This is a genomic window from Enterobacter sp. Crenshaw, from assembly GCF_024734705.1.
In the GTDB taxonomy this organism is placed as follows: domain Bacteria; phylum Pseudomonadota; class Gammaproteobacteria; order Enterobacterales; family Enterobacteriaceae; genus Enterobacter; species Enterobacter asburiae_B.
In genome coordinates, this window is record NZ_CP102932.1 from 600,107 (window position 1) to 619,636 (window position 19,530).

A 19,530-nucleotide genomic window follows, 5' to 3' on the forward strand; every position below is an offset into this window, starting at 1 on the left:
GAGGAAAGAGAAAACATGTTAAACCGTATCAAGATTGTCACCAGCTTAATGCTGGTTTTAGCGATATTTGGCCTTTTACAACTCACGTCCGGTGGTCTTTTCTTTAATGCCCTTAAGAATGACAAAGAGAATTTCACCGTCCTGCAAACCATTCGCCAGCAACAATCCACGCTGAACGCCAGCTGGGTAGCGTTGCTGCAAACCCGTAATACCCTGAACCGTGCGGGTATCCGCTACATGATGGATCAGAGCAATATCGGCAGCGGCGCGACCGTTAACGATTTGATGCAAATCGCGTCTACGTCTCTGAAACAGGCGGAAAAAAACTGGGCTGCCTACGAAGCCCTGCCGCGCGATCCGCGTCAAAGCGATGCGGATGCCATGGAGATCAAGCGTAACTATGATATTTACCACGGTGCGCTGGCGGAGCTGATTCAGCTGCTGGGTGCCGGCAAAATCAACGCCTTCTTCGACCAGCCGACCCAGAGCTATCAGGACGGTTTTGAGAAGCAGTATGTGAGCTACCTGCAGCAGAACGACAAGCTGTATCAGACGGCGGTCGAAGACAGCAACAGCTCCTACAGCCAGGCTATCTGGGTGCTTATCAGCGTCCTGATTGCCGTGCTGGTGGTGATCGTGGCCGTCTGGCTCAACATCAAGCAGACGCTGATCTCTCCGCTGAATCGTCTGATCGACAACATTCGCCATATCGCCAGCGGCGACCTGGTGAAGCGCATTGAGGTTCAGGGCACCAACGAGATGGGTGAACTGGCCGACTCGCTGCGCCATATGCAGGGTGAGCTGGTGCGTACCGTCGGCGACGTGCGTAACGGCGCGAACGCTATCTACAGCGGCGCGAGCGAAATTGCGATGGGCAATAACGACCTCTCTTCCCGTACTGAACAGCAGGCCGCTTCTCTGGAAGAGACCGCTGCCAGCATGGAGCAGCTGACGGCGACCGTTAAGCAGAACGCCGAAAACGCCCGTCAGGCGAGCCATCTTGCGCTGAGCGCCTCTGAAACCGCGCAGAAAGGCGGCAAAGTGGTGGATAACGTGGTGCAGACCATGCGTGATATCGCGGGCAGCTCGCAGAAAATTGCCGACATTATCAGCGTGATCGACGGCATTGCCTTCCAGACCAACATTCTGGCACTGAACGCGGCGGTAGAAGCGGCGCGTGCGGGCGAGCAGGGTCGTGGTTTTGCGGTGGTGGCTGGTGAAGTACGTAACCTGGCCCAGCGCAGCGCCCAGGCGGCTCGCGAGATCAAGAGCCTGATTGAAGACTCTGTGGGCCGCGTGGAAGTGGGCTCAACGCTGGTAGAAAGCGCCGGTGAAACCATGGGTGAGATCGTGAACGCGGTGACCCGCGTAACGGACATCATGGGTGAAATCGCCTCTGCGTCTGACGAGCAGAGCCGCGGTATCGACCAGGTGGGTCTGGCGGTCGCTGAGATGGATCGCGTGACCCAGCAGAACGCCTCGCTGGTAGAGGAATCTGCCGCAGCGGCGGCCGCACTGGAAGAGCAGGCGAGCCGTCTGACTCAGGCCGTGGCGGTATTCCGCATTCAGCAGGAGCAGATGAAAGCGCGCGAATTCGCTGCGGCTAAAGCGGTTTCCACGCCGGTGATGGCGCGTAAAACCGCGACGGCCGATTCAGGCGATAACTGGGAAACGTTCTAACCCTGTGCGTTGTGCCGGGTGGCGGCTACGCCTTACCCGGCCTACGGAAGGTTGTTGCAGGACCGGTAAGCGCAGCGCCACCGGGCGATATTACAGAGGCAGGCGCATGGCGCAGCGCGTTTCATACGCGAAACCGTGCGCTGTCTCTTCTTCCCTTTTCTGACGCAGTTCAGGCGTCAGCGTCGTCATTTTTTCAAACCCCAGCCGCGCATAGAACGGCGCGTTCCAGGGTACGTCCCTGAACGTCGTCAACGTCAGCGACGCCAGCCCCAGCGTGCGGGCATGGTCTGCCACGCAGGCGATAAGCTGCCTGCCGATCCCTTTTCCCTGCCAGTCCAGATCAACCGAGAGTTCGACAATAAACAGTGATGAAGGGTGGGCCTCGGCAAGGATAAACCCGACGGGCTGGTCGTTCGCCAGCGCCAGCCAGCTTAGCCCACGTTCGGCATACTCAAGGTGCTGCTCAGCGGAAATGACCTCACCGTCGGCAAGCCAGGCGAGACACGGGTCTTCACGAAAGCGCTCGCCCGCCGCGCGTTCAATGGCGGGCAGGGAGGCAACGTCGCCGGGACGCGTGGGGCGGACGGTGATGTTAACGTCGACCATTAGCCTGCGCGACTCACAATTTTAATTTCGACCATGCCAATGCCGAGCTCGCGCGGTGAGTGCCCAAGGATATTCCCCTCGTTCGTGGACTGCGGGTCCGGCGGCACGATCACCAGGGTATTGCTGCGGGATGGGTTCTCAAAATGCAGCGTGTGCGTGCTCACGTCGTTCCCGAGCGTCAGCATCTGCTCCTGGCTGCCCACGCGAACCGGTACGGGCTTGTTAGCGTTGGGGCCATACGCTCTGGCGGTGATCACCAGGTCGAACTGTTCCGGCAGGGGATGGGCGTACTCAATTTTCACCTCGTTGCCCAGCTGCGCGTTGGACCAGCGCCCCCAGGACTCCGGACGCGAGATGCCGCTAAACTGCTTCACTTCCTCGGGCGCGCCGGCCACGTTAAAGATAAAGCTGTCCGCTTTGTAGCGAATATCGTTATCGCTGATTTTCAGCATGTCGACGTTACGCTGATAGCGCGCGGTATCAATCACCGTATCGTTGAACGCGGTTTTGCCTTTCCACTGGGCTTTATCCACGTGCTGTACGGTTTGCTCTCCGCCGAGCTGACCCTGAGAGACGCACCAGTCGGTAGAAAGCGCCAGCGGCTGCGACCAGAGCTGGCCCATCTTGTAACATCTGTCGACCCATACGAAATTATCGCGTGGGGCAAAATCGGCCAGCTGATAGCGCAGCGGCGCGGAATATTCGCTTTCCGGCAGCGGCTCGACGCGCCCCGCCGACACGCGCACCAGCAGCGGTAGACGGAAGCTGCTGCCCGAGAAGGCAATCGTGTTTTTATCCCGATCGACGGTGAAGTCCTTCATCTCTTTCGGGAAGTTCCACAGGCGGATAATGTCTGGCTTCCAGGCGAGGATTTTATCCTTCATGTTGAGGAACACTTCCGACAGGGATTGCCCCGACAGCGTGCTGCGGCCCAGGCCAATAAAGTTGTCGCCGCCCAGAATGTCCAGCACGGTTGCGCCGTTATCCATGGAGTTGCGTTTGGTGGCGATGACCTCCTGCTGCGGCTGGTCGCCGCGCAGGACGAAGAACAGGTTGCTGCGATCCTGCTTGTTGAGCCGATCCCATGCGCTGTTTTTCATCGCCAGATGGTCAGACGAAACGACGATGACCGTGTTTTTAAACCAGGGCGAGGCTTTGATTTTCTCGACCAGCGCGGCAATGTGCTCCTGACTACAGGTCACGGCGCTGAAAGACGTGTTGTTTTTGCCATCCACGTCATAGCTTTTGCGTTTGCAGCTGCGCGAGACGAACCCGTCCGGATGGTGGGTGTCCACCGTCAGCGCAAAGAGGGAGAAACGCTTGCCCGCGCGGGAAAGCTCCTCGAATTTCTTCCAGGTTTCGTCGAGTACCGTATCGTCATAGAAGCCCCAGTCGTTACGGTAGCTCGGATCGGCAACCGTCGTTTTTAACTCTTCTGAGCCATACAGGTGGTCAAAACCGTGGGATTTCAGGAACACGTCTTTTCCGGCAAAGCGCAGGTTTGCCCCCTGCACAAAATAGTTTTCGTAGCCGGAGTTTTTCAGGATATCGCCGAGGCAAATATTCTGGGGGAAGAACGTCGACATCGAGGCTGAGGCGTTACCTTCAAAAGGCGCGAACAGCGGGATACCGCACTGGGAGGCAACCATTCCGGCAATCGTATAGTCCGTACCCGGCAGCTGCATGGTGTGGCTGAAGTCGAGCCCTTCGTTTTTCAGCGCGCCCAAGTCTGGCGTCAGGTTCGGGAAGGCATCGTTATCAAAGTACGTGCGTTCCAGGCTTTCACCGTAGATGTAGACCAGGTTGAGCTTCGGGCTGGCGATCGTTTTGGACGGTTCTTTGTAGTAAGCCGCGAAATCCGGATCGCCGTCGCGCGACTGGGATTTCACCAGCTCGGTGATCTGATGGAACGCCGGGCTGGCGTCGACGGAGGCCAGCGCCAGGAATAACGCCAGCAGGCTGTAGCCATGATGGTGCGGAAGATGGCGACGTCGACGCAGCACCCAGGCCAGCGCGCCAAAAATCGTCACCAGCGCGACGATAAGGCCGAGCCCCGGAAGAATGTACTTGCCCACACCCGCGCCCGTCAGGCTGTTCGTTAGCGTGTAGAGCACCGCATCGTTAATACCGTCACCGGTAAAGTAGTCGCTGGCGTATAAGGTAATGTTTAAAATAATAAAAATGCCGAGCACCACCAGCGTGGCGATAAACCACCAGGTGTGACGGCCGGCTTTCCAGGCGTAAACGCCGACAGAAGCCAGAAAAAGGATAAGAGACATGAATTCTGACAACAGCATATCCTCATGACGCCAGGTGCTTCGCTGGCTAACTGTTTATTTTTTGGGTCATACAATGTAATTGCGATGTCGTTAAGCTGCAATTTTAGTGTCACGAAAGTGTGCTGTTGTTAGGATTTGGTTTAGAAAATCGTTTTTATGAAGAAGGTCGCATCCTGACAAACGGACGCTGAGACGGTGGCAACCAGGAAAAACGCTCGTTTAGCGCCGCGTTGCAAGGCTATCGCATTAAACGCGGCGTGTTGTGGCAGAAAATGGGGTGGATCAGGAGATGAAATTAACGCCTTGTTTCAGCACCAGATCGCAGGCTTTGGTTTTCACCTGTTTTGCCAGAGAAGAGTTGCCGAGGGTGCTCAGGTTAAGCTGCTGCCCGTTTTGCGCGTTAAGCAGGCCCTGAATGCCGTCCATATAGTTGGTGTCCGCTTTCTGCTCCTGCGTATCCAGACCCAGTTTACCCAGCACCTGGTTTTTCACGTTTTGCGCGTCGGTCACGGAGGCCAGCTTTTGCTTCGCGCAATATTCCAGAATCCCCGCCGCGTTGTTCATCGTGCCTGCGCTAAGGCTCTGAGAGCTGTTGCCCAGCAGGCTGGTGAGGGAAGAGGCGGAGAGTCCACCCTGAGAGCTGCTGCTCTCTTTGGTCAGCTCATTTGCCGCGCTTGACAGGGACTCCTGCCAGGACGCCGCTTGCGCTGCGCCAGTCACCAGCAGCGCGCCTAAAAAGGTGCTGATTAGAATCTGTTTTTTCATCATGGCTCTCTCAAAAAGGTCCGTTTTGGGCCGAAGGGGTTCCAGTATATACCTGTGCCCAGGCGGCGATTCCTGGAACTGTCTTAATACTCTTTGCCGGTAACGCGGCTGCGGTAACTTTCCCAGTCGAAGATGACATAAAGACTGTTACCGAGCTTCATGCGGTCCATGACGCGTTCTCCCAGCAGGCGGGTCATCTCGTCGATATTGTGGTTCGTCAGCATGCCGGTGGGGCGTTTGGACGAGGAGCGGCGGTCGACAATCTGGTTGATGATCACTTTTTCATAGCGGGATTCTGTCTGAACGCCAATCTCGTCGATGACCAGTAAATCGACATTGCTCAGATCGTTAAGCAGCTGTTCTTCGCTGGTTTCGCGGTTGCTGAAGGTGTCTTTCATCGCAGACATGATATCGGCCACGGTGATGATGAGGACCGATTTACCCCGCAGAAGCAGCTCGTTGCAGATAGCGGCTGCAAGGTGGTTTTTTCCGGTGCCCGGCTTGCCGCTAAAGATGAAGCTGGCGATATTGCCGTCGAATTCATCCACGTACTGACGGGCGGCGGCAAGGGCGTCCATCTGCCCGCTGGTCTCGATTTTATAGTTATCGAACGAGCAGTTCTGGTGCAGGGGACGGATACCGGAACGGTTAAAGGTGCGCTGCATTTTCATCGCCCGGTTCTCCCGGGCGAGCGCGGCGGCGCGGATCTCACCTTGCTCTTTTTGCCACGCCAGCAGCTCTTCACCCGTGGTGAACGCGGGCTTCACGTTGGCAGGCATCATTTTTTGCAGACGTTTCATCAGGTCGCCGACGTTCTTCATTTCGCACCTCGGAATCCGCTGGGGATCTGTTTATCCGGTTCGGAAAACGCGTTGATATCGCGTTTGGGCTGGCCGTTGTTGCCGGCGCGGGTAATTTGAAGATGACGCGCGAGCTTTTGTTGCCATTGAATATGGGTGAAGACTTTACCTTCCGCCTGCCACCAGGCGGTAAACGCGGCGAGCTCTTCCGCGGTGGCCGGCTGGGTTAACGCGATGCCCCACAGCGCGGCCTGCCGCTGAAAATCCGCATCCGGCTGCCAGCCCGCGTACAGGGCAAATTTTCCCATCGGAACGGTCACGGGGGCGTTGACCGGCTCATCAAAGAACTGGTTGTCCAGCGTGATATCGCTCGCCGGGCGTGACAGTTGCGCTTCAATCTCCAGAAGCTGTGCCAGGCGTTCCGGCGTGATTGCGTAGAACGCCGGCGCGTTGTCGGCAAAAACCGCAACCGTGCCGCCTTCGGCGTGGGTCAACACACCGCGTGGGTCGCGCATAAAGGCATCAATGCCAGCAATGCTGGTGGTCAGAATTCTGGAGGACATAACGCTTACTCTACTGATTACTACGGGCGTGATATGGGCTTATGGTAGCACAGAGAGAGGAAAGGGAAGGAGGGGATTTCCCCGGTGGCGCTGCGCTTACCGGGGCTACGGTCATAGACCTGATAAGCGCAGCGCCATCAGGTATTTATCACGCGATGATATTCAGGGTCACGTCGATGTTGCCGCGGGTCGCGTTAGAGTACGGGCAAACAATGTGCGCCGCATCGACCAGCTTTTTGGCTTCCGCGGGATCCATACCCTCAACGTGGATGTTCAGTTTTGCCTCGATACCAAAACCGGTTGGCAGCGGGCCAATACCCACTTCGCCTTCAATAAAGGCATCTTTTGGCAGGGTGAATTTGTCGCGTGCGGCCACGAACTTCATCGCGCCCAGGAAGCAGGCAGAGTAGCCCGCAGCAAATAGCTGCTCAGGGTTCGTCACTTCTCCGCCCATGCCGCCCATCTCTTTTGGCACGCCCAGTTTTACGTCCAGTACGCCATCGGAAGAGGTCGCGCGGCCGTCACGGCCACCGGTTGCTTTTGCTTTGGCGGTATACACTACTTTTTCTAAAGACATGGCAGGTTCCTCATCTTGCTTTAATGTGTGCTATTAAATAGCGTGCGATATATATGGGTGATAATCACGCGTAAAGTATAGCTTTACGCGCGGTGTAGCTGTTGTCGCAAAAGTTCGAGCTGCTGTTTGAGCGCCAGCAAAGTGTCGGTATCACACTGCGCTGCGCAACCCACCGCATGGGGAATACCCAATGCCTGCTGCTGCAGTTCACGTCCCGCTTCGCTCAGGGTAACGGCGACCTGACGTTCGTCTTTACGCGAACGGTGACGGTTGATTAACCCACCACTTTCCAGCCGTTTTAACAGCGGCGTCAGTGTCGCAGAATCCAGAAACAGGCGTTCGCCGATGTCCGACACCGTGACGTCATCCTGCTCCCACAGCACCAGCATTACCAGATATTGCGGGTAAGTAAGTTTCAGCGGTGCCAGCAGTTGCCGGTACAGCTTGTTAAGCGCCAGATTTGCCGAATAGAGGGCAAAGCAGAGCTGGTTATCCAGCTTGAGCGCAGCGGTTGCGTCGTTCGTTTTCGCGTTCATAAGATGAATATAGATAGTGTGCGATTTAATTGCAAGCAATTTTATGGGCAGGTGTAGCGGAGCGCCACCTGAACGGCCATTTTGCGGTAGTGCTGGCGCTGAGCCTGTTCGTCCGCCCCGTCTTCAAACAGGAGCGTGAAGGTGTAGCTGTTGGCAACGTAGTGAAAGCTGAAGCTGCTTATCAGGCGGTGAAGATCGCGGGCGTCAACCGTCTGGCTGAAGAGCTGCTTTTCTTTGCCCCGGAGCAGGATGCCCTCCAGCAGGTCGAGCGCACTACGGTTAACCTGGCGAAGATAGCTCGACTGCTGCATAAAGCGGCCCCGCTGCATGTTTTCCATGCAGATAATCCGGATGTAGTCCGGGTGGTCGGCATGATAGTCAAAGGTGGCTTCAACCAGGTTGACCAGCGCTTCGACGGGGGGCATTCCCGCCAGGCTTAGCGCTTTTTCACTGGCGCGAATCTGGGTGTAAACATGTTCCAGAACCAGGAGATAGAGATTCTCTTTATTCTTAAAATGATAAACCACCATGCGTTTGGTGGTGCCCGCTTTCTCCGCGATCTGCTCCATGCGGGCACCGTTCAATCCATACTCGGCAAAAAGCGCGATGGCGCTCTGAAAAATTTTCTCTTTCAGGCTGGATTCTTCGCTGTGCTCGGGGTGTTCGCTGCCAGGGTTAGCCACATCCTTTCCTTATTTTCACCAAACGGACCAGAAAGATTATCTCCATGGCAGCGAAATAACACAAATATCAAACGCGTGGGCGTTTGCGGTACAACCACAGCCCGGGGATCGACAGCCCGATAGAGAGCGCGCCGACGATGGACGAGGCCTTAAGAAAGTTGCTCAGGAGGAGGATCATCTGAGGCTCGGTGTAGCCAAAATGGCTGATTTTCACCGCGGAAATCATCGCCGTATAGGCAGATATGCCGGGGAACATTGGGATCACGGCGGCGACGGTGAACACCTTGGGATGCGCCAGATACCAGCGCGACCACTGAATGCCGATACTGCCAACCAGCATGGAGGCCATAAATGTCGACCATTCGATGTTAAATCCTGCGGTCATCATCACCATTCGCGAGCCATGGCCAATCGCGCCCAGCAGCGCACACCATCGCAGAGCGCGTTGCGGAACGTTAAACACCATCGCAAAGCCGACGGCAGGAATGGCGGCCAGAAGCATGTCCTGTGCCAGCGCCAGCAGAAAATCTATCACGCCCATCCGCGTAACCCCCAGAGTGTCATGGCCATCACAACGCCGATGCAGGTCGCCAGCGTCAGCAGGCTGGCAATAGCCCAGCGTGCCAGACCGGTATTGATGTGTCCTTTAAACATGTCGGCGACGGCGTTAATCAACGGAAAGCCCGGAACCAGCAGAAGCACGCTGGCGGCCATGGCAATCGTCGGGGTAGTGGCAAACTGCGGCAGGCGCAGCAGCAGGCCGGAAACCGTGGTGGCGACAAACGCGGTAATGCAGAAGTTAATTTGCGGATGCAGCTGCCGGTGCGTCAGCAGCTGGCGAACATACATGGCGATACTGCTGGCGAAAAAGGTGACGATCGCGCCGTCCCAGCCGCCTTTGTTGAGCTTACAAAAGCAGGCGCAAGACAGCCCTACCATCACCACGACAAGCCAGCGCGGATAACGCAATGGCTTAATTTGGCTGAACCGTTTTTCAATCTCCCGAAGATCGAGAAGCTTATGTTCAGCAAGGATGACGATGTGCTGCACTTCGGTCACGACATGCATGTTAATGCCGCGATCATGGTTTTTGCGGGTGGAGGTCAGGCACTGGCCGTCTTTGATCGTGGTCAGCACGATGGCATTAGATGAAATAGCGCTTTCAACGCTATCCATACCCAGCGCCAGTCCCAGCCGGGTGGAAAGCTCCTCAACCAGCGCGCTTTCCGCGCCGTGCTGGAGCAGAAAAAGACCGCACTGAATACATAGCCGCGTGATAGCACGCTGCGTTGACCGATCTGCCTGCATGTATTGTCCTGAAGAAGGTGGAAAGTTGCCGGTTGGCCCATAGCGATTACTTTTAGCACAAAGTGCAGTGCCTCTTGCTGTGGGCCAGATCAAGGTTTATGCAAACAGTTGCAGCCCCTACGTGCGGAAGGGGGTGGGATTAATTCATCATTCTGGTGAATTATAATTATTAAAAGATAAGTTATATATATTTAGTTATTCTAATTTTATATTGTAGTTATTTTAATGACACTGCAATTAAATTTAATTTCGCTTTGTGAGATATTACTGCTGTTTAGGTATTTCTTAAACTAAGAATACATCTCATCTTCTGCTTGTATTAACCTGCTTTACACTCAGGGACGAAAATACTCATACGTTGATGCGTTTTAACGTTACTCATTAAATGAAGAATGGACACGGAGGGTCTATGTTGTCTTTGCACGGTAAGCATAGCGTTATCATTAGCCGGATACCGGTCATGCAAAACGGGTTGGGGGGCGTAATGACTCGCCATTTCCCCGATTTTGAATTGACCTATTGCAGCTCATTGCAGGAGTTAACACTGCTCCAGCTACGCCGCGCTGACGTCATCATTGCCGATATTACAGGCGAATACTGGAATCCTCGGGGCGCGCTCGAAGAGTATTTCAATTTATTGAATCAATACCGGAACATTCACTGGATCTTTTTAGTTTCGCGGCCGCTTAACCCTATTGCCGTTGAGCTACTTGTGCGCCCGGAAAGTACGTTGCTTTCTGATATGGAACCCATTGAAGGCCTGGTTAACGCTATTCGGGCAGGTAGCGAACGCGCAGAGCGGGTAAGCCAGACGTTGTTAACCCCGGAACCTCAAAGTACGGGGGAAGAAGACGAACAGGTTATCGCGCTTACGCACTCCGAACGCAAAGTTTTGCGACTGTTGGGTAAAGGATGGGGGATTAACCAAATCGCCACATTGCTTAAGAAGAGCAATAAAACCGTCAGTGCGCAGAAAAACAGTGCGATGCGACGGCTGTCATTACGCAGTAATGCCGATATGTACGCCTGGATAAACAGTACACAGGGAATGCGAGAGCTGAGTTTGATGTCAGCCTATGGAGAGTTCGAGGAATGGAAAAAACCGATTCAACAAGACATATCGCCATCGTTGAAAATTGCACGATGAGTGCTGTTGGGCTACAGCATCTTTTTGCGCTGCCCGGCCTGAATCATTATCAACTGCATCTGTTTAGTGAATTTGACAGCTTTCAGAAAGCACTTCAGCACGTCAATTTTTTCTCGCTGATCTATTCATATTCCGATGCGCGAGACGACCGTCGTAGCTGCCTGGCGCACCTGCGGGATTTTGCCTTTACGCATGGCCACATCCAGCGCATTATCCTGGTCGCTGATGAGATGGAAGCAAGATTGATTAGCCATCTTTCCCCGTCACGCCTTCACGGTGTGGTCAGTAAATCGCTGAAGCTTGAGCTCCTGCAGAAGGAACTCATGGTGTTGCTGAGCGAAACCCTGCGCATCAATGACAATATGATGAATCACTGGTACCAGAGTCAAAGCAGAATGTTAAGCCCAACGGAACGGGCAATATTGCGTTATATGTCTTGCGGCTATTCCATTCCTCAAATCGCGGCACAGCTTGAACGCAATATTAAGACCATCCGGGCGCATAAGTTTAATGCGATGGTCAAGCTGGGGGTGAACTCTGACGTAGGGCTGCTCGATGCGGCGGATATTATTACCCATCTTTCAGCAAGAGAACCGCGAAGTTCGATACTCAGCAAGCCGACTTTTTTATAACCTGCCTGATGAGCGCCAGACAGGCTCTGGCGCATCAATCAGATGCAAACATCAACCCATTTTGCGGAAGTCAGCTCTGCCATTCTGTCAGGTGAAATACGCACGGCACTATGAATTGCACCTGCTGCGGGCAGAACTTCGGCGTACTGCTTTAATGAGATATCGCAGTAAACCGCGAGCGGGTTTTCCAGGCCGAACGGGCACACGCCGCCAACGGGGTGACCGGTGATGGTCACCACTTCATCACTGCTGAGCATGCGCGCTTTTGCACCAAACGTATCTTTCAGCTTTTTGTTATCCAGGCGCGCATCGCCTTTCGCCACCACCAGTATCACCTCATTTTTCACCTTTAATGACAAGGTCTTGGCGATTTGTCCCGGTTCAACACGATGGGCGGCAGCAGCCAACGCAACGGTAGCAGTACTCTGGCTAAGTTCAATAACGTCTATATCCGGCGCGTTGTCGGCAAAAAACTGCTGTACAGACTGCAAACTCATTGTTTCCTCCTGACAAATATCCTGCGTAATCTGTCATAAGAATTTATGCTCTGTAAATATCTCTTCAGTAACAAATATCCCGAACGGCTGATTTCTGGATCCTCTTCACAATCACGGAAACCGGTTACAGTAACCGGTTGCAGAGCGTGATGCGTCGATTAATACTGAGTACGTAACGTCCCCTGTATCCAATAATAAGAGCAAATTATGAAACCATTCCGTCTGAGCAGTACCACTGGTACACAAGCCAGCAAGGTTGTGAAGGTGATTTATGGAACAACGTGCGGCGCAAATGTGCCCGTAACAAACGTCTGACAGGAGATCTGCCATGTCTGCCAACCATGCTGCGTTTAACCTGATATTCCGTTTTGTTGAAAATTACGTGAGCCCGATTGCCGGGCGGATCTCTTCCCAGCGTCATGTCATGGCTATCCGTGATGGGTTTATCTCCGCGATGCCATTTATGATTGTGGGTTCATTTTTGTTAGTGTTCGCATACCCGCCGTTTTCGCCGGATACCACCTGGGGGTTCGCCCGAGCCTGGCTGGATATGGCGAAGCAGTTTGAAGGCCAGATCCTGACGCCGTTTGATATGACGATGGGCATTATGTCCATTTATATCTGTGCGGCCATCGCCTATAACCTTGGCAAACACTATGTCAAATCACACCAGTTAGACCCGTTTATGTGCGCCATGCTGTCGCTGATGGCGTTTCTGCTGGTCGCGGCACCGAAAACCAAAGGCACGCTGCCTGTCGATAGCCTGGGTGGGACGGGGATTTTTACCGCGATCCTGGTGGCGATCTACTGCGTTGAGATGATGCGTTTCCTCAAGGCGCATAACATCGGTATTCGCCTGCCAGACCAGGTACCTCCGATGATCAAAAACTCTTTTGATCTGCTCATCCCGGTGCTGGTAGTGGTGTTGACGCTTTATCCTCTGAGCCTGCTCATTCAGTCTCAGTTCGGCATGCTGATCCCGCAGGCCATTATGTCGGTCTTTAAACCTCTGGTTTCCGCAGCGGATTCCCTGCCTGCGATCCTGCTGGCCGTGTTGATTGGCCATCTGCTGTGGTTCGCCGGGATCCACGGCGCCGCCATCGTCTCCGGGATGCTGCAGATGTTCTGGCTGACCAACCTGGGCGCTAACCAGACCGCGCTGGCCGCCAGCCAGCCTCTGCCGCATATTTTTATGGAGGCGTTCTGGACGTTCTTTATCGTGATTGGCGGGTCGGGCGCCACGATGGGGCTGGTGATTTGCTATTTGCGTAGCCGTTCAGCGCATTTACGCTCTATCGGGCGTTTGAGCGTGGTACCCAGCTTCTTTAACATCAATGAACCCGTTATCTTCGGTACGCCAATCGTTATGAACCCGGTGTTCTTTATTCCGTTCCTGCTGGCACCGATGGTAAATGCCGTGCTGGCCTGGGCGGCGATGACGTTTGACCTGATTGGCCGCGTCATCTCAGTGGTTCCCTGGACGGCACCGGCGCCAATAGGCGCTGCGTGGGCTCTGGGCTGGGATTTCCGCGCGGCTATTCTGGTTGTGGTTCTGGCCTGCGTATCGGCAATCATCTACTTCCCGTTCTTCAAAGTGTACGAGAAACAGCTGCTGGAGCAGGAAGCGGAAGAGGCACAGCGTAACGCGGAAGAGGACAATCAGCAGGTGGCTTAGGTTAAAGCAAAACGGCAACTCAGGTTGCCGTTTTTAGTGTTTGTTCCCTCTCCCTGTGGGAAAGGGGGCAGGTTGAGGGCATCAGGCCGGGGCCGACTACTTCAGCGTGCAATCCCCGCACTGCTTAACGTCCGGCAGGCGGTAGCGCTGGCAGCAGGTGCGGCGAACCAGAAGCCCATCACGGAGCACGACGGTACGGAATAACGGGTTGTCGCGGCCATCGGAAAGCTGTTTTGCAAAGAAGCAGGACTGACGCAGGGCATCAACGTTCTCATCACCAAGCAGAGGCTTCATTTCCGTTAAATACCAGTGGATTAAATAGCCCGTATTGCTCCAGATAAGCTTCGCGTTAATCTCTCCCGTCGCTTCAAGCACTTCCACCACCGGGATCAGGGCCTGGGTTATAAGCTGCTCCATGCGTTCCTGAGCCGTCAGGCGTTCCGCGTTCTGGTCTTCGTGCAGATCAATCCAGAAACAGGCTGCGCGCCCGGTTTCGTGAAACTCGACGTGGAAATTATCCGGCGAAAGTTCCAGCATGCTCTTCTGGGTTAACAGCGCCAGCATGAGGGGAGGCACCATCAGGCCGATATACCACTGCGCCCAAAGAGAGAGCAGTGGTTTATTTTCCCGCGTAAGAGTGGGCTGATTGCGATAGATATGGTCGGAATAGGTGGCCAGCAGCGACTGCAGTTTTGTCGGTTGACGCCACTCTGAGAGCGTCATGGCGTGGTTCGGGTGCGCTTCATCAAGGCGGATAAAGTCCAGCAGGTGGGCGCGCGTCTCCGCAATCTTTTCCCGTATGGCATCAGCAAGCGAAGCATTCCCGCTGGTGAGGGGCGCTCGCCAGAGGAGGGGCTCGACGATGTGTGCGGTATGCGTAGCCATAGTATAGATAGAAATCTAAATGATAATGATTGCCAATCCTAACTATTGCTCATATCAATGGCAAGACTTTTGTCTTTAAGACACCGCCGTGATGTTTATGCCGTCTGCAGCTCTTCACTTAACAGAATGTTATTGCGCCCCATATGCTTTGCTTCGTAGAGGGCTTTGTCCGCTTTTTCCAGCGCGCCTTCCACGTCTTCATCCTCGAAAATGGCAATACCAATGCTGATGGTGACGTTTGTCGCGACGCTCTCGTTAAACAGATGCGGGATTTTCAAATCGTAGACTTTCTGACGGATCCGCTCGGCCGTCTGGCGAGCATGTTCGAGTGAAATATTGGTCAGCAGCACCATGAACTCTTCTCCGCCAAAACGCGCCACAATATCGCGAGAACGCACGGCGTCGCGGATTGCCGCAGAGACGCGCTTCAGCGCCTGATCGCCCATCATATGGCCATAGTGATCGTTATAGGCTTTGAAGTGATCGATATCCATCAGTAGGACAAAGTGCTCGCCATTTTCTACCGTCGGCAGGTTCTCCAGACGGCTTTGCAGACCGCGACGATTATAGAGCCCGGTAAGCGGGTCCATCATGCTGAGATCGGTAAGGGTTTCTCGCTCTTCCAACAGGCGCGAGAGCAATTCCTGAGCGAAACGGTCGTTACGCGTTTGCAAAATGTTATGTATAGCAATTGCCACCACAGGAAGTGCGAAAGAATAGGTCATTCTCAGCCATATATCGTGATCGCTTAGCCACAGGCAGACAATAAAGGTGGGCAATGAGTGCAGCGTAAATGCTTTGATATTACTCGCGAATGCCAGCGTTCCGATAAAAAGTACCGTTAATAGAGCGATTAACAAATACGTCGCGTGGTCGTGGGGAATTAAGGCGAATTTAGACTCAATTTGCCAGGCCCACAAAATACCGAAGATCCCTGAAACAACGGGAATATTTATCTTCCGTGCGCGCTTTCTCCAGTGCCAGACGAACAGGCCGGTGCTGATGGAGAAAATAGCAATAAGTGGGGCAGATAACAGGCGTACAGAATTGAGCGGATTTGTTACCGAGAACACTGCCGAAGTTGCGTTCAGAAATAAAAATAAACGTAACGACAATTGATATTTTCTGTGAACCAAAGACCGCCAGGATTGTGATGTCATAGTCGTGCGTTTTTATTAAAATTTAATTAAAACAAATAAGTAGGTGCTGTTTCGCAATAAAACATGCAAAAAACTCAAAGAGTAATTATCAGAAAATCTTTAGATGTTGTTAACAGGTGTGCAATTTATCACCTTAGGCAATTCCTGTCATTACGGGAAAGGTAAAGGTCGATGGATTTTGATTCATTCAGCTGACAAATGATAACTTGTGTCATATGATATTGGTTATCATTATCGTTGCGAGAGGGCAGATCATGTTGAACAGGGCGCTTGGCAGTGGTTGGGGGGTATTGCTACCGGGAGCCATTCTCGGCGGGTTGATGTTTGCCGATCTCTCCCTTGATACCTGGAAAGCGATCATTGTGTCAGGACTGTTAGTCACGTCAGGCATGATCTGGCATAAGCAGCTTCGCCACTTTGTTTTACTGCCATCATGCGTAGCACTGGTCAGTGGAATTCTGGTGATACTGATGAGTTTGAAATAACAGGGAAAACAAGGGGAACTTCAGAAGGGATGTAAGATAATTGGTGCGAGGGGGGGGACTCGAACCCCCACATCCTAAGGACACTAACACCTGAAGCTAGCGCGTCTACCAATTCCGCCACCTTCGCACAGTCATCTTACTATTTTTGATATCGCCTCGTTGGTGCGAGGGGGGGGACTCGAACCCCCACATCCGTAAGGACACTAACACCTGAAGCTAGCGCGTCTACCAATTCCGCCACCTTCGCCCAGTGCGAGCAATATCATTGTGATTTATGGTGCGAGGGGGGGGACTCGAACCCCCACATCCGTAAGGACACTAACACCTGAAGCTAGCGCGTCTACCAATTCCGCCACCTTCGCATACCATCGATACTGTAAAAGTATCGTAACCACGGAGGCGCATTCTAGATGTTTTCAGCTTTACGTCAACAGAAAAGTGCGCGCGACGCCTTGATTGCTGCAAAAATGGCCGATGCAGGCGCCATGCGGAGCCGGATGGCGCTTGCGCTTATCCGGCCTGCTGGAGCGGAGATTACTTTTTGGCCTGGCGCGTCATGACGGTACGGTAGACCTTAAAGCGGCCGGTCTGGGCGATCACTTCGTGGAAGCCGAAGGTTTCGTCCAGCACTTTCGGGTACGCCAGGAAGGCGTTCGCGACAATACGCAGCTCGCCGCCGCTGTTCAGATGACGGGTTGCGCCGCGGATCAGCGTTTGTGCCGCTTCAAGGCTGGTCTCCATACCGTCGTGGAACGGCGGGTTGGAGATAATCATGTCGAAGCGACCGGTGACGTCGGAGAAGACGTTGCTGGCAATCACCTCGCCTTCAATGCCGTTTGCGGCAAGCGTTGCGCGGCTGGCTTCAACCGCCGGGGCGCTCACGTCACAGAGGGTTAAGCGCACTTTGGGTGAATGGCTGGCAAGCACGGTAGAGAGCACGCCCGCGCCGCAGCCGACGTCCAGCACTTTGCCTTTGGTGTGCGGCGTCAGGGTGGAGAGCAGCAGCTTGCTGCCCGTATCCAGCGCGTCGCGGCTGAATACGCCCGGCAGGGTTTTGATGGTCAGGCCGTCAAGCTGGTACTCGTCCCAGTATGCCTGTGGAGCGAACGTTGTCTGTTTTTCCAGACGGCCATGATACAGACCACAGCGGCGTGCGCTGTCGACTTTATTCAGCGGCGCGTAGCCTTCCAGCATCTGTTCAGCGCTACGCACGCCGCTGCGGTTCTCACCTACCACGAAAATATCGCAGCCGACCGGCAGCAGGGAGAGCAGGTTCATCAGCTGAAACTGGGCTTCCGGTTTATTCTTCGGCCAGTAGTAGATCAGCGTATCGCAGTCGGCGATATCGCTCTGCTCCGCCACCAGGCTAAAGCGCGCGCGCTCGCCCATCTGGCGGCTCAGCACCTGCCAGTGGTGGTAGTATTGGGTATGGGCACGGCTTTCAGCACAGTCGAAACGCGCAGGCAGGTCATCCTGCATATCTCCGGCAAACAGAATACGGCTTTCTTCGAAATCATCACTGTGACGCAGCAAGACTTCACTTGCCGGGGTAAATGCAGACATGAATTGTTCCTCAATAAACTCAGGCGGGGATTATAGTAGGTAGATGGCGCACTTTCGACACATTTGCTATATTTGCGCGCCTGAGAGACAGGAGTTTTCCCTATGACATCCCGACGAGACTGGCAGTTGCAGCAGCTGGGCATTACCCAGTGGGCTTTGCGTCGCCCGACGGCGTTGCAGGGCGAAATCGCCATTTCCATCCCTGAGCACGTACGTCTGGTGATGGTGGCGGAAGAACTGCCTGCCCTGAATGAACCCCTGATCGATGATGTCCTTCGCAGCCTGAAGATGACGGCCGACCAGGTTTTACAGCTGACGCCAGAGCGTGTCGCGATGCTTCCTCCTGATAGCCGCTGTAACAGCTGGCGTATCGGAGAGACAAACGAGATCCCCCTCCAGGGGAGCCAGATCTGCTCGCCAGCGCTGGACGAACTGAAAGCCAACCCAAAAGCGCGCAGCGCGCTATGGCAACAAATCTGCGAATATGAACACGATTTCTTCCCTCACGACGCCTGACCTGACCACAGCGTTTGCGATTGAAACACGCGCCCACGCCTTTCCGTGGAGCGAAAAAACCTTCGCCAGCAATCAGGGCGAACGGTATCTGAACTTCCGTCTGGACGTTGACGGCACCATGGCCGCCTTCGCGATCACGCAGGTTGTTCTTGATGAAGCGACGCTGTTTAATATTGCGGTTGATCCCGCGTTCCAGCGCCGTGGGCTGGGAAGAGAACTGCTCGAGCACCTCATTCGTGAGCTCGAAACCCGTGACGTTTTCACCCTGTGGCTGGAGGTGCGCGCGTCGAATGTCGCCGCCATCGCGCTCTATGAAAGCTTAGGCTTTAACGAGGCGACAGTCCGCCGTAACTACTACCCCACCGCAGAGGGACGTGAAGACGCCATCATAATGGCTCTGCCGATTGGATAACGAATATAAGGTTGTAACGATGAAATGGGACTGGATTTTCTTTGATGCCGACGAAACGCTGTTTACGTTTGACTCGTTCGGCGGCCTGCAGCGGATGTTTCTCGACTATAGCGTGACTTTCACCGCTGAAGATTTTCAGGACTATCAGGCGGTAAACAAGCCGCTGTGGGTGGATTACCAGAACGGTGCCATCACCGCGTTACAACTACAGCACCAGCGTTTTGACGTCTGGGCGGAACGCTTAAAGGTCAGTCCGGGAACGCTGAATGATGCCTTCCTGAACGCGATGGCCGATATCTGTGCGCCACTGCCGGGGGCGGTTTCCCTGCTGAATGCGTTGAAAGGCAAGGTGAAACTGGGGATCATCACCAACGGTTTTACCGCCCTGCAGCAGATCCGCCTCGAGCGCATCGGCCTGCGCGATCATTTCGACGCGCTGGTGATCTCGGAAGAGGTGGGCGTACCTAAACCGGATCCGCGTATTTTCGACTACGCGCTGGCCCAGGCCGGTCATCCTGACCGCGATCGCGTCCTGATGGTGGGTGATACGGCAGAGTCAGATATCCTGGGCGGCATGAAGTCAGGTTTGTCGACCGTCTGGCTCAACGCGCATGGCCGCGTGAAGCCTGAAGGCATCGAGCCGACCTGGACCGTGACGTCGTTGAACGAACTGGAGCAACTCCTGTGTAAACAATGATTGCCTGCCCCCCATTGATGGGTAAAATAGCCGCAATTTTGTATTCCATGATGCGTGGCGTGCT

Annotated in this window: 22 protein-coding genes and 3 tRNA genes; 8 read left to right on the forward strand and 17 right to left on the reverse strand. The window is 54.4% G+C overall.

What is annotated here, in order from left to right:
• The first annotated feature begins 15 nt into the window (after positions 1-15).
• Entirely contained in the window at positions 16-1,680 is a 1,665-nt protein-coding gene (gene tsr, locus NWV12_RS02790) for a methyl-accepting chemotaxis protein (protein WP_047651681.1), read from the forward strand.
• 90 nt (positions 1,681-1,770) lie between these two features.
• On the opposite strand, the gene NWV12_RS02795 is transcribed toward tsr, so the two are convergent.
• From NWV12_RS02795 to NWV12_RS02840, 10 genes are all read right to left on the reverse strand, one after another.
• On the reverse strand, positions 1,771-2,286 hold the full coding sequence (locus NWV12_RS02795) for a GNAT family N-acetyltransferase (RefSeq protein WP_048978970.1): 516 nt from the start codon (positions 2,284-2,286) through the stop codon (positions 1,771-1,773).
• Complete coding sequence (gene opgB / locus NWV12_RS02800) at positions 2,286-4,577, reverse strand: phosphatidylglycerol--membrane-oligosaccharide glycerophosphotransferase (protein ID WP_047060246.1); 2,292 nt, start codon at positions 4,575-4,577, stop codon at positions 2,286-2,288. The genes NWV12_RS02795 and opgB overlap by 1 nt, the downstream gene beginning before the upstream one ends.
• 270 nt (positions 4,578-4,847) lie before the next feature.
• Positions 4,848-5,330: a DUF2501 domain-containing protein gene (locus tag NWV12_RS02805; RefSeq protein ID WP_073001066.1), complete on the reverse strand. Its 483-nt coding sequence runs from the start codon at positions 5,328-5,330 to the stop codon at positions 4,848-4,850.
• An 83-nt stretch (positions 5,331-5,413) separates the two neighbouring features.
• On the reverse strand, positions 5,414-6,151 hold the full coding sequence (dnaC, locus tag NWV12_RS02810) for a DNA replication protein DnaC (RefSeq protein ID WP_048978969.1): 738 nt from the start codon (positions 6,149-6,151) through the stop codon (positions 5,414-5,416).
• Positions 6,148-6,693, reverse strand: a complete 546-nt coding sequence (gene dnaT, locus NWV12_RS02815) for a primosomal protein DnaT (RefSeq protein WP_033144566.1) — start codon at positions 6,691-6,693, stop codon at positions 6,148-6,150. Before dnaT ends, dnaC begins: the two co-directional genes overlap by 4 nt.
• Before the next feature lie 148 nt (positions 6,694-6,841).
• Positions 6,842-7,270, reverse strand: coding sequence for an organic hydroperoxide resistance protein (locus tag NWV12_RS02820; protein WP_023310299.1), 429 nt, complete (start codon positions 7,268-7,270; stop codon positions 6,842-6,844).
• 83 nt (positions 7,271-7,353) lie between these two features.
• Positions 7,354-7,806 carry a MarR family winged helix-turn-helix transcriptional regulator gene (locus tag NWV12_RS02825; RefSeq protein WP_048978978.1) on the reverse strand — a complete coding sequence of 151 codons (453 nt, stop codon included), beginning with the start codon at positions 7,804-7,806 and terminating at the stop codon, positions 7,354-7,356.
• Between the two features lie 41 nt (positions 7,807-7,847).
• Positions 7,848-8,489 carry a TetR family transcriptional regulator gene (locus NWV12_RS02830; protein WP_033144567.1) on the reverse strand — a complete coding sequence of 214 codons (642 nt, stop codon included), beginning with the start codon at positions 8,487-8,489 and terminating at the stop codon, positions 7,848-7,850.
• Between the two features lie 67 nt (positions 8,490-8,556).
• Complete coding sequence (locus NWV12_RS02835) at positions 8,557-9,030, reverse strand: threonine/serine exporter (protein ID WP_023310302.1); 474 nt, start codon at positions 9,028-9,030, stop codon at positions 8,557-8,559.
• Complete coding sequence (locus tag NWV12_RS02840) at positions 9,021-9,797, reverse strand: threonine/serine exporter ThrE family protein (RefSeq protein WP_023310303.1); 777 nt, start codon at positions 9,795-9,797, stop codon at positions 9,021-9,023. The genes NWV12_RS02835 and NWV12_RS02840 overlap by 10 nt, the downstream gene beginning before the upstream one ends.
• A 409-nt stretch (positions 9,798-10,206) precedes the next feature.
• Here NWV12_RS02840 and NWV12_RS02845 point away from each other — a divergent pair, with 409 nt between their 5' ends.
• On the forward strand, positions 10,207-10,944 hold the full coding sequence (locus NWV12_RS02845) for a response regulator transcription factor (protein ID WP_047060233.1): 738 nt from the start codon (positions 10,207-10,209) through the stop codon (positions 10,942-10,944).
• A complete protein-coding gene (bglJ, locus tag NWV12_RS02850) occupies positions 10,941-11,576 on the forward strand; it encodes a DNA-binding transcriptional activator BglJ (RefSeq protein WP_048978968.1) in 636 nt (211 codons plus the stop codon). The genes NWV12_RS02845 and bglJ overlap by 4 nt, the downstream gene beginning before the upstream one ends.
• A 38-nt stretch (positions 11,577-11,614) precedes the next feature.
• On the opposite strand, the gene NWV12_RS02855 is transcribed toward bglJ, so the two are convergent.
• Positions 11,615-12,073, reverse strand: coding sequence for a YbaK/EbsC family protein (locus NWV12_RS02855; protein ID WP_008502085.1), 459 nt, complete (start codon positions 12,071-12,073; stop codon positions 11,615-11,617).
• A 328-nt stretch (positions 12,074-12,401) separates the two neighbouring features.
• Here NWV12_RS02855 and NWV12_RS02860 point away from each other — a divergent pair, with 328 nt between their 5' ends.
• Positions 12,402-13,748: a PTS sugar transporter subunit IIC gene (locus NWV12_RS02860; RefSeq protein ID WP_023310306.1), complete on the forward strand. Its 1,347-nt coding sequence runs from the start codon at positions 12,402-12,404 to the stop codon at positions 13,746-13,748.
• Between the two features lie 96 nt (positions 13,749-13,844).
• Here the strand turns inward: NWV12_RS02860 and fhuF are convergent, their stop codons facing one another.
• Together fhuF and NWV12_RS02870 are read right to left on the reverse strand one after the other, a co-directional pair.
• Positions 13,845-14,633, reverse strand: a complete 789-nt coding sequence (fhuF, locus tag NWV12_RS02865; protein ID WP_048978967.1) for a siderophore-iron reductase FhuF — start codon at positions 14,631-14,633, stop codon at positions 13,845-13,847.
• Positions 14,634-14,728: 95 nt separating this feature from the next.
• Positions 14,729-15,793, reverse strand: coding sequence for a diguanylate cyclase (locus tag NWV12_RS02870; protein ID WP_039260916.1), 1,065 nt, complete (start codon positions 15,791-15,793; stop codon positions 14,729-14,731).
• Positions 15,794-16,008: 215 nt separating this feature from the next.
• On the opposite strand from NWV12_RS02870, the gene NWV12_RS02875 reads away from it, so the two are divergent.
• The gene (locus NWV12_RS02875; RefSeq protein ID WP_039260915.1) at positions 16,009-16,278 is read left to right on the forward strand and encodes a DUF1435 domain-containing protein; all 270 of its coding nucleotides are present in this window, start codon (positions 16,009-16,011) and stop codon (positions 16,276-16,278) included.
• Between the two features lie 41 nt (positions 16,279-16,319).
• On the opposite strand, the gene NWV12_RS02880 is transcribed toward NWV12_RS02875, so the two are convergent.
• The 4 genes from NWV12_RS02880 to rsmC all read right to left on the reverse strand — a co-directional run bounded on the left by NWV12_RS02880 (position 16,320) and on the right by rsmC (position 17,841).
• A tRNA-Leu gene (locus NWV12_RS02880) sits at positions 16,320-16,405 on the reverse strand.
• 33 nt (positions 16,406-16,438) lie between these two features.
• Positions 16,439-16,525, reverse strand: a tRNA-Leu gene (locus tag NWV12_RS02885).
• A 28-nt stretch (positions 16,526-16,553) separates the two neighbouring features.
• A tRNA-Leu gene (locus NWV12_RS02890) sits at positions 16,554-16,640 on the reverse strand.
• A 172-nt stretch (positions 16,641-16,812) separates the two neighbouring features.
• Complete coding sequence (rsmC, locus tag NWV12_RS02895; protein ID WP_048979048.1) at positions 16,813-17,841, reverse strand: 16S rRNA (guanine(1207)-N(2))-methyltransferase RsmC; 1,029 nt, start codon at positions 17,839-17,841, stop codon at positions 16,813-16,815.
• A gap of 102 nt (positions 17,842-17,943) precedes the next feature.
• Between rsmC and NWV12_RS02900 the strand changes: the two genes are divergently transcribed.
• The 3 genes from NWV12_RS02900 to yjjG are packed head-to-tail and all read left to right on the forward strand — an operon-like array spanning position 17,944 to position 19,466.
• Positions 17,944-18,357: a DNA polymerase III subunit psi gene (locus tag NWV12_RS02900; protein ID WP_048979047.1), complete on the forward strand. Its 414-nt coding sequence runs from the start codon at positions 17,944-17,946 to the stop codon at positions 18,355-18,357.
• The gene (gene rimI / locus NWV12_RS02905) at positions 18,326-18,769 is read left to right on the forward strand and encodes a ribosomal protein S18-alanine N-acetyltransferase (protein ID WP_033144573.1); all 444 of its coding nucleotides are present in this window, start codon (positions 18,326-18,328) and stop codon (positions 18,767-18,769) included. Before NWV12_RS02900 ends, rimI begins: the two co-directional genes overlap by 32 nt.
• Before the next feature lie 19 nt (positions 18,770-18,788).
• The gene (gene yjjG / locus NWV12_RS02910; protein ID WP_048979046.1) at positions 18,789-19,466 is read left to right on the forward strand and encodes a pyrimidine 5'-nucleotidase; all 678 of its coding nucleotides are present in this window, start codon (positions 18,789-18,791) and stop codon (positions 19,464-19,466) included.
• The last annotated feature ends 64 nt before the right edge of the window (positions 19,467-19,530 follow it).

Bases quoted from the DNA above. Each gene is read 5' to 3' on its own strand.
- NWV12_RS02875 (WP_039260915.1), top strand. From the start codon at position 16,009: ATGATATTGGTTATCATTATCGTTGCGAGAGGGCAGATCATGTTGAAC.
- fhuF (WP_048978967.1), bottom strand. From the start codon at position 14,633: ATGGCTACGCATACCGCACACATCGTCGAGCCCCTCCTCTGGCGAGCG.
- dnaT (WP_033144566.1), bottom strand. From the start codon at position 6,693: ATGTCCTCCAGAATTCTGACCACCAGCATTGCTGGCATTGATGCCTTT.
- rsmC (WP_048979048.1), bottom strand. From the start codon at position 17,841: ATGTCTGCATTTACCCCGGCAAGTGAAGTCTTGCTGCGTCACAGTGAT.
- NWV12_RS02840 (WP_023310303.1), bottom strand. From the start codon at position 9,797: ATGCAGGCAGATCGGTCAACGCAGCGTGCTATCACGCGGCTATGTATT.
- NWV12_RS02820 (WP_023310299.1), bottom strand. From the start codon at position 7,270: ATGTCTTTAGAAAAAGTAGTGTATACCGCCAAAGCAAAAGCAACCGGT.
- NWV12_RS02845 (WP_047060233.1), top strand. From the start codon at position 10,207: ATGTTGTCTTTGCACGGTAAGCATAGCGTTATCATTAGCCGGATACCG.
- rimI (WP_033144573.1), top strand. From the start codon at position 18,326: ATGAACACGATTTCTTCCCTCACGACGCCTGACCTGACCACAGCGTTT.
- NWV12_RS02795 (WP_048978970.1), bottom strand. From the start codon at position 2,286: ATGGTCGACGTTAACATCACCGTCCGCCCCACGCGTCCCGGCGACGTT.
- dnaC (WP_048978969.1), bottom strand. From the start codon at position 6,151: ATGAAGAACGTCGGCGACCTGATGAAACGTCTGCAAAAAATGATGCCT.
- NWV12_RS02870 (WP_039260916.1), bottom strand. From the start codon at position 15,793: ATGACATCACAATCCTGGCGGTCTTTGGTTCACAGAAAATATCAATTG.
- tsr (WP_047651681.1), top strand. From the start codon at position 16: ATGTTAAACCGTATCAAGATTGTCACCAGCTTAATGCTGGTTTTAGCG.
- NWV12_RS02860 (WP_023310306.1), top strand. From the start codon at position 12,402: ATGTCTGCCAACCATGCTGCGTTTAACCTGATATTCCGTTTTGTTGAA.
- bglJ (WP_048978968.1), top strand. From the start codon at position 10,941: ATGAGTGCTGTTGGGCTACAGCATCTTTTTGCGCTGCCCGGCCTGAAT.
- NWV12_RS02835 (WP_023310302.1), bottom strand. From the start codon at position 9,030: ATGGGCGTGATAGATTTTCTGCTGGCGCTGGCACAGGACATGCTTCTG.
- NWV12_RS02855 (WP_008502085.1), bottom strand. From the start codon at position 12,073: ATGAGTTTGCAGTCTGTACAGCAGTTTTTTGCCGACAACGCGCCGGAT.
- yjjG (WP_048979046.1), top strand. From the start codon at position 18,789: ATGAAATGGGACTGGATTTTCTTTGATGCCGACGAAACGCTGTTTACG.
- NWV12_RS02805 (WP_073001066.1), bottom strand. From the start codon at position 5,330: ATGAAAAAACAGATTCTAATCAGCACCTTTTTAGGCGCGCTGCTGGTG.
- NWV12_RS02825 (WP_048978978.1), bottom strand. From the start codon at position 7,806: ATGAACGCGAAAACGAACGACGCAACCGCTGCGCTCAAGCTGGATAAC.
- NWV12_RS02900 (WP_048979047.1), top strand. From the start codon at position 17,944: ATGACATCCCGACGAGACTGGCAGTTGCAGCAGCTGGGCATTACCCAG.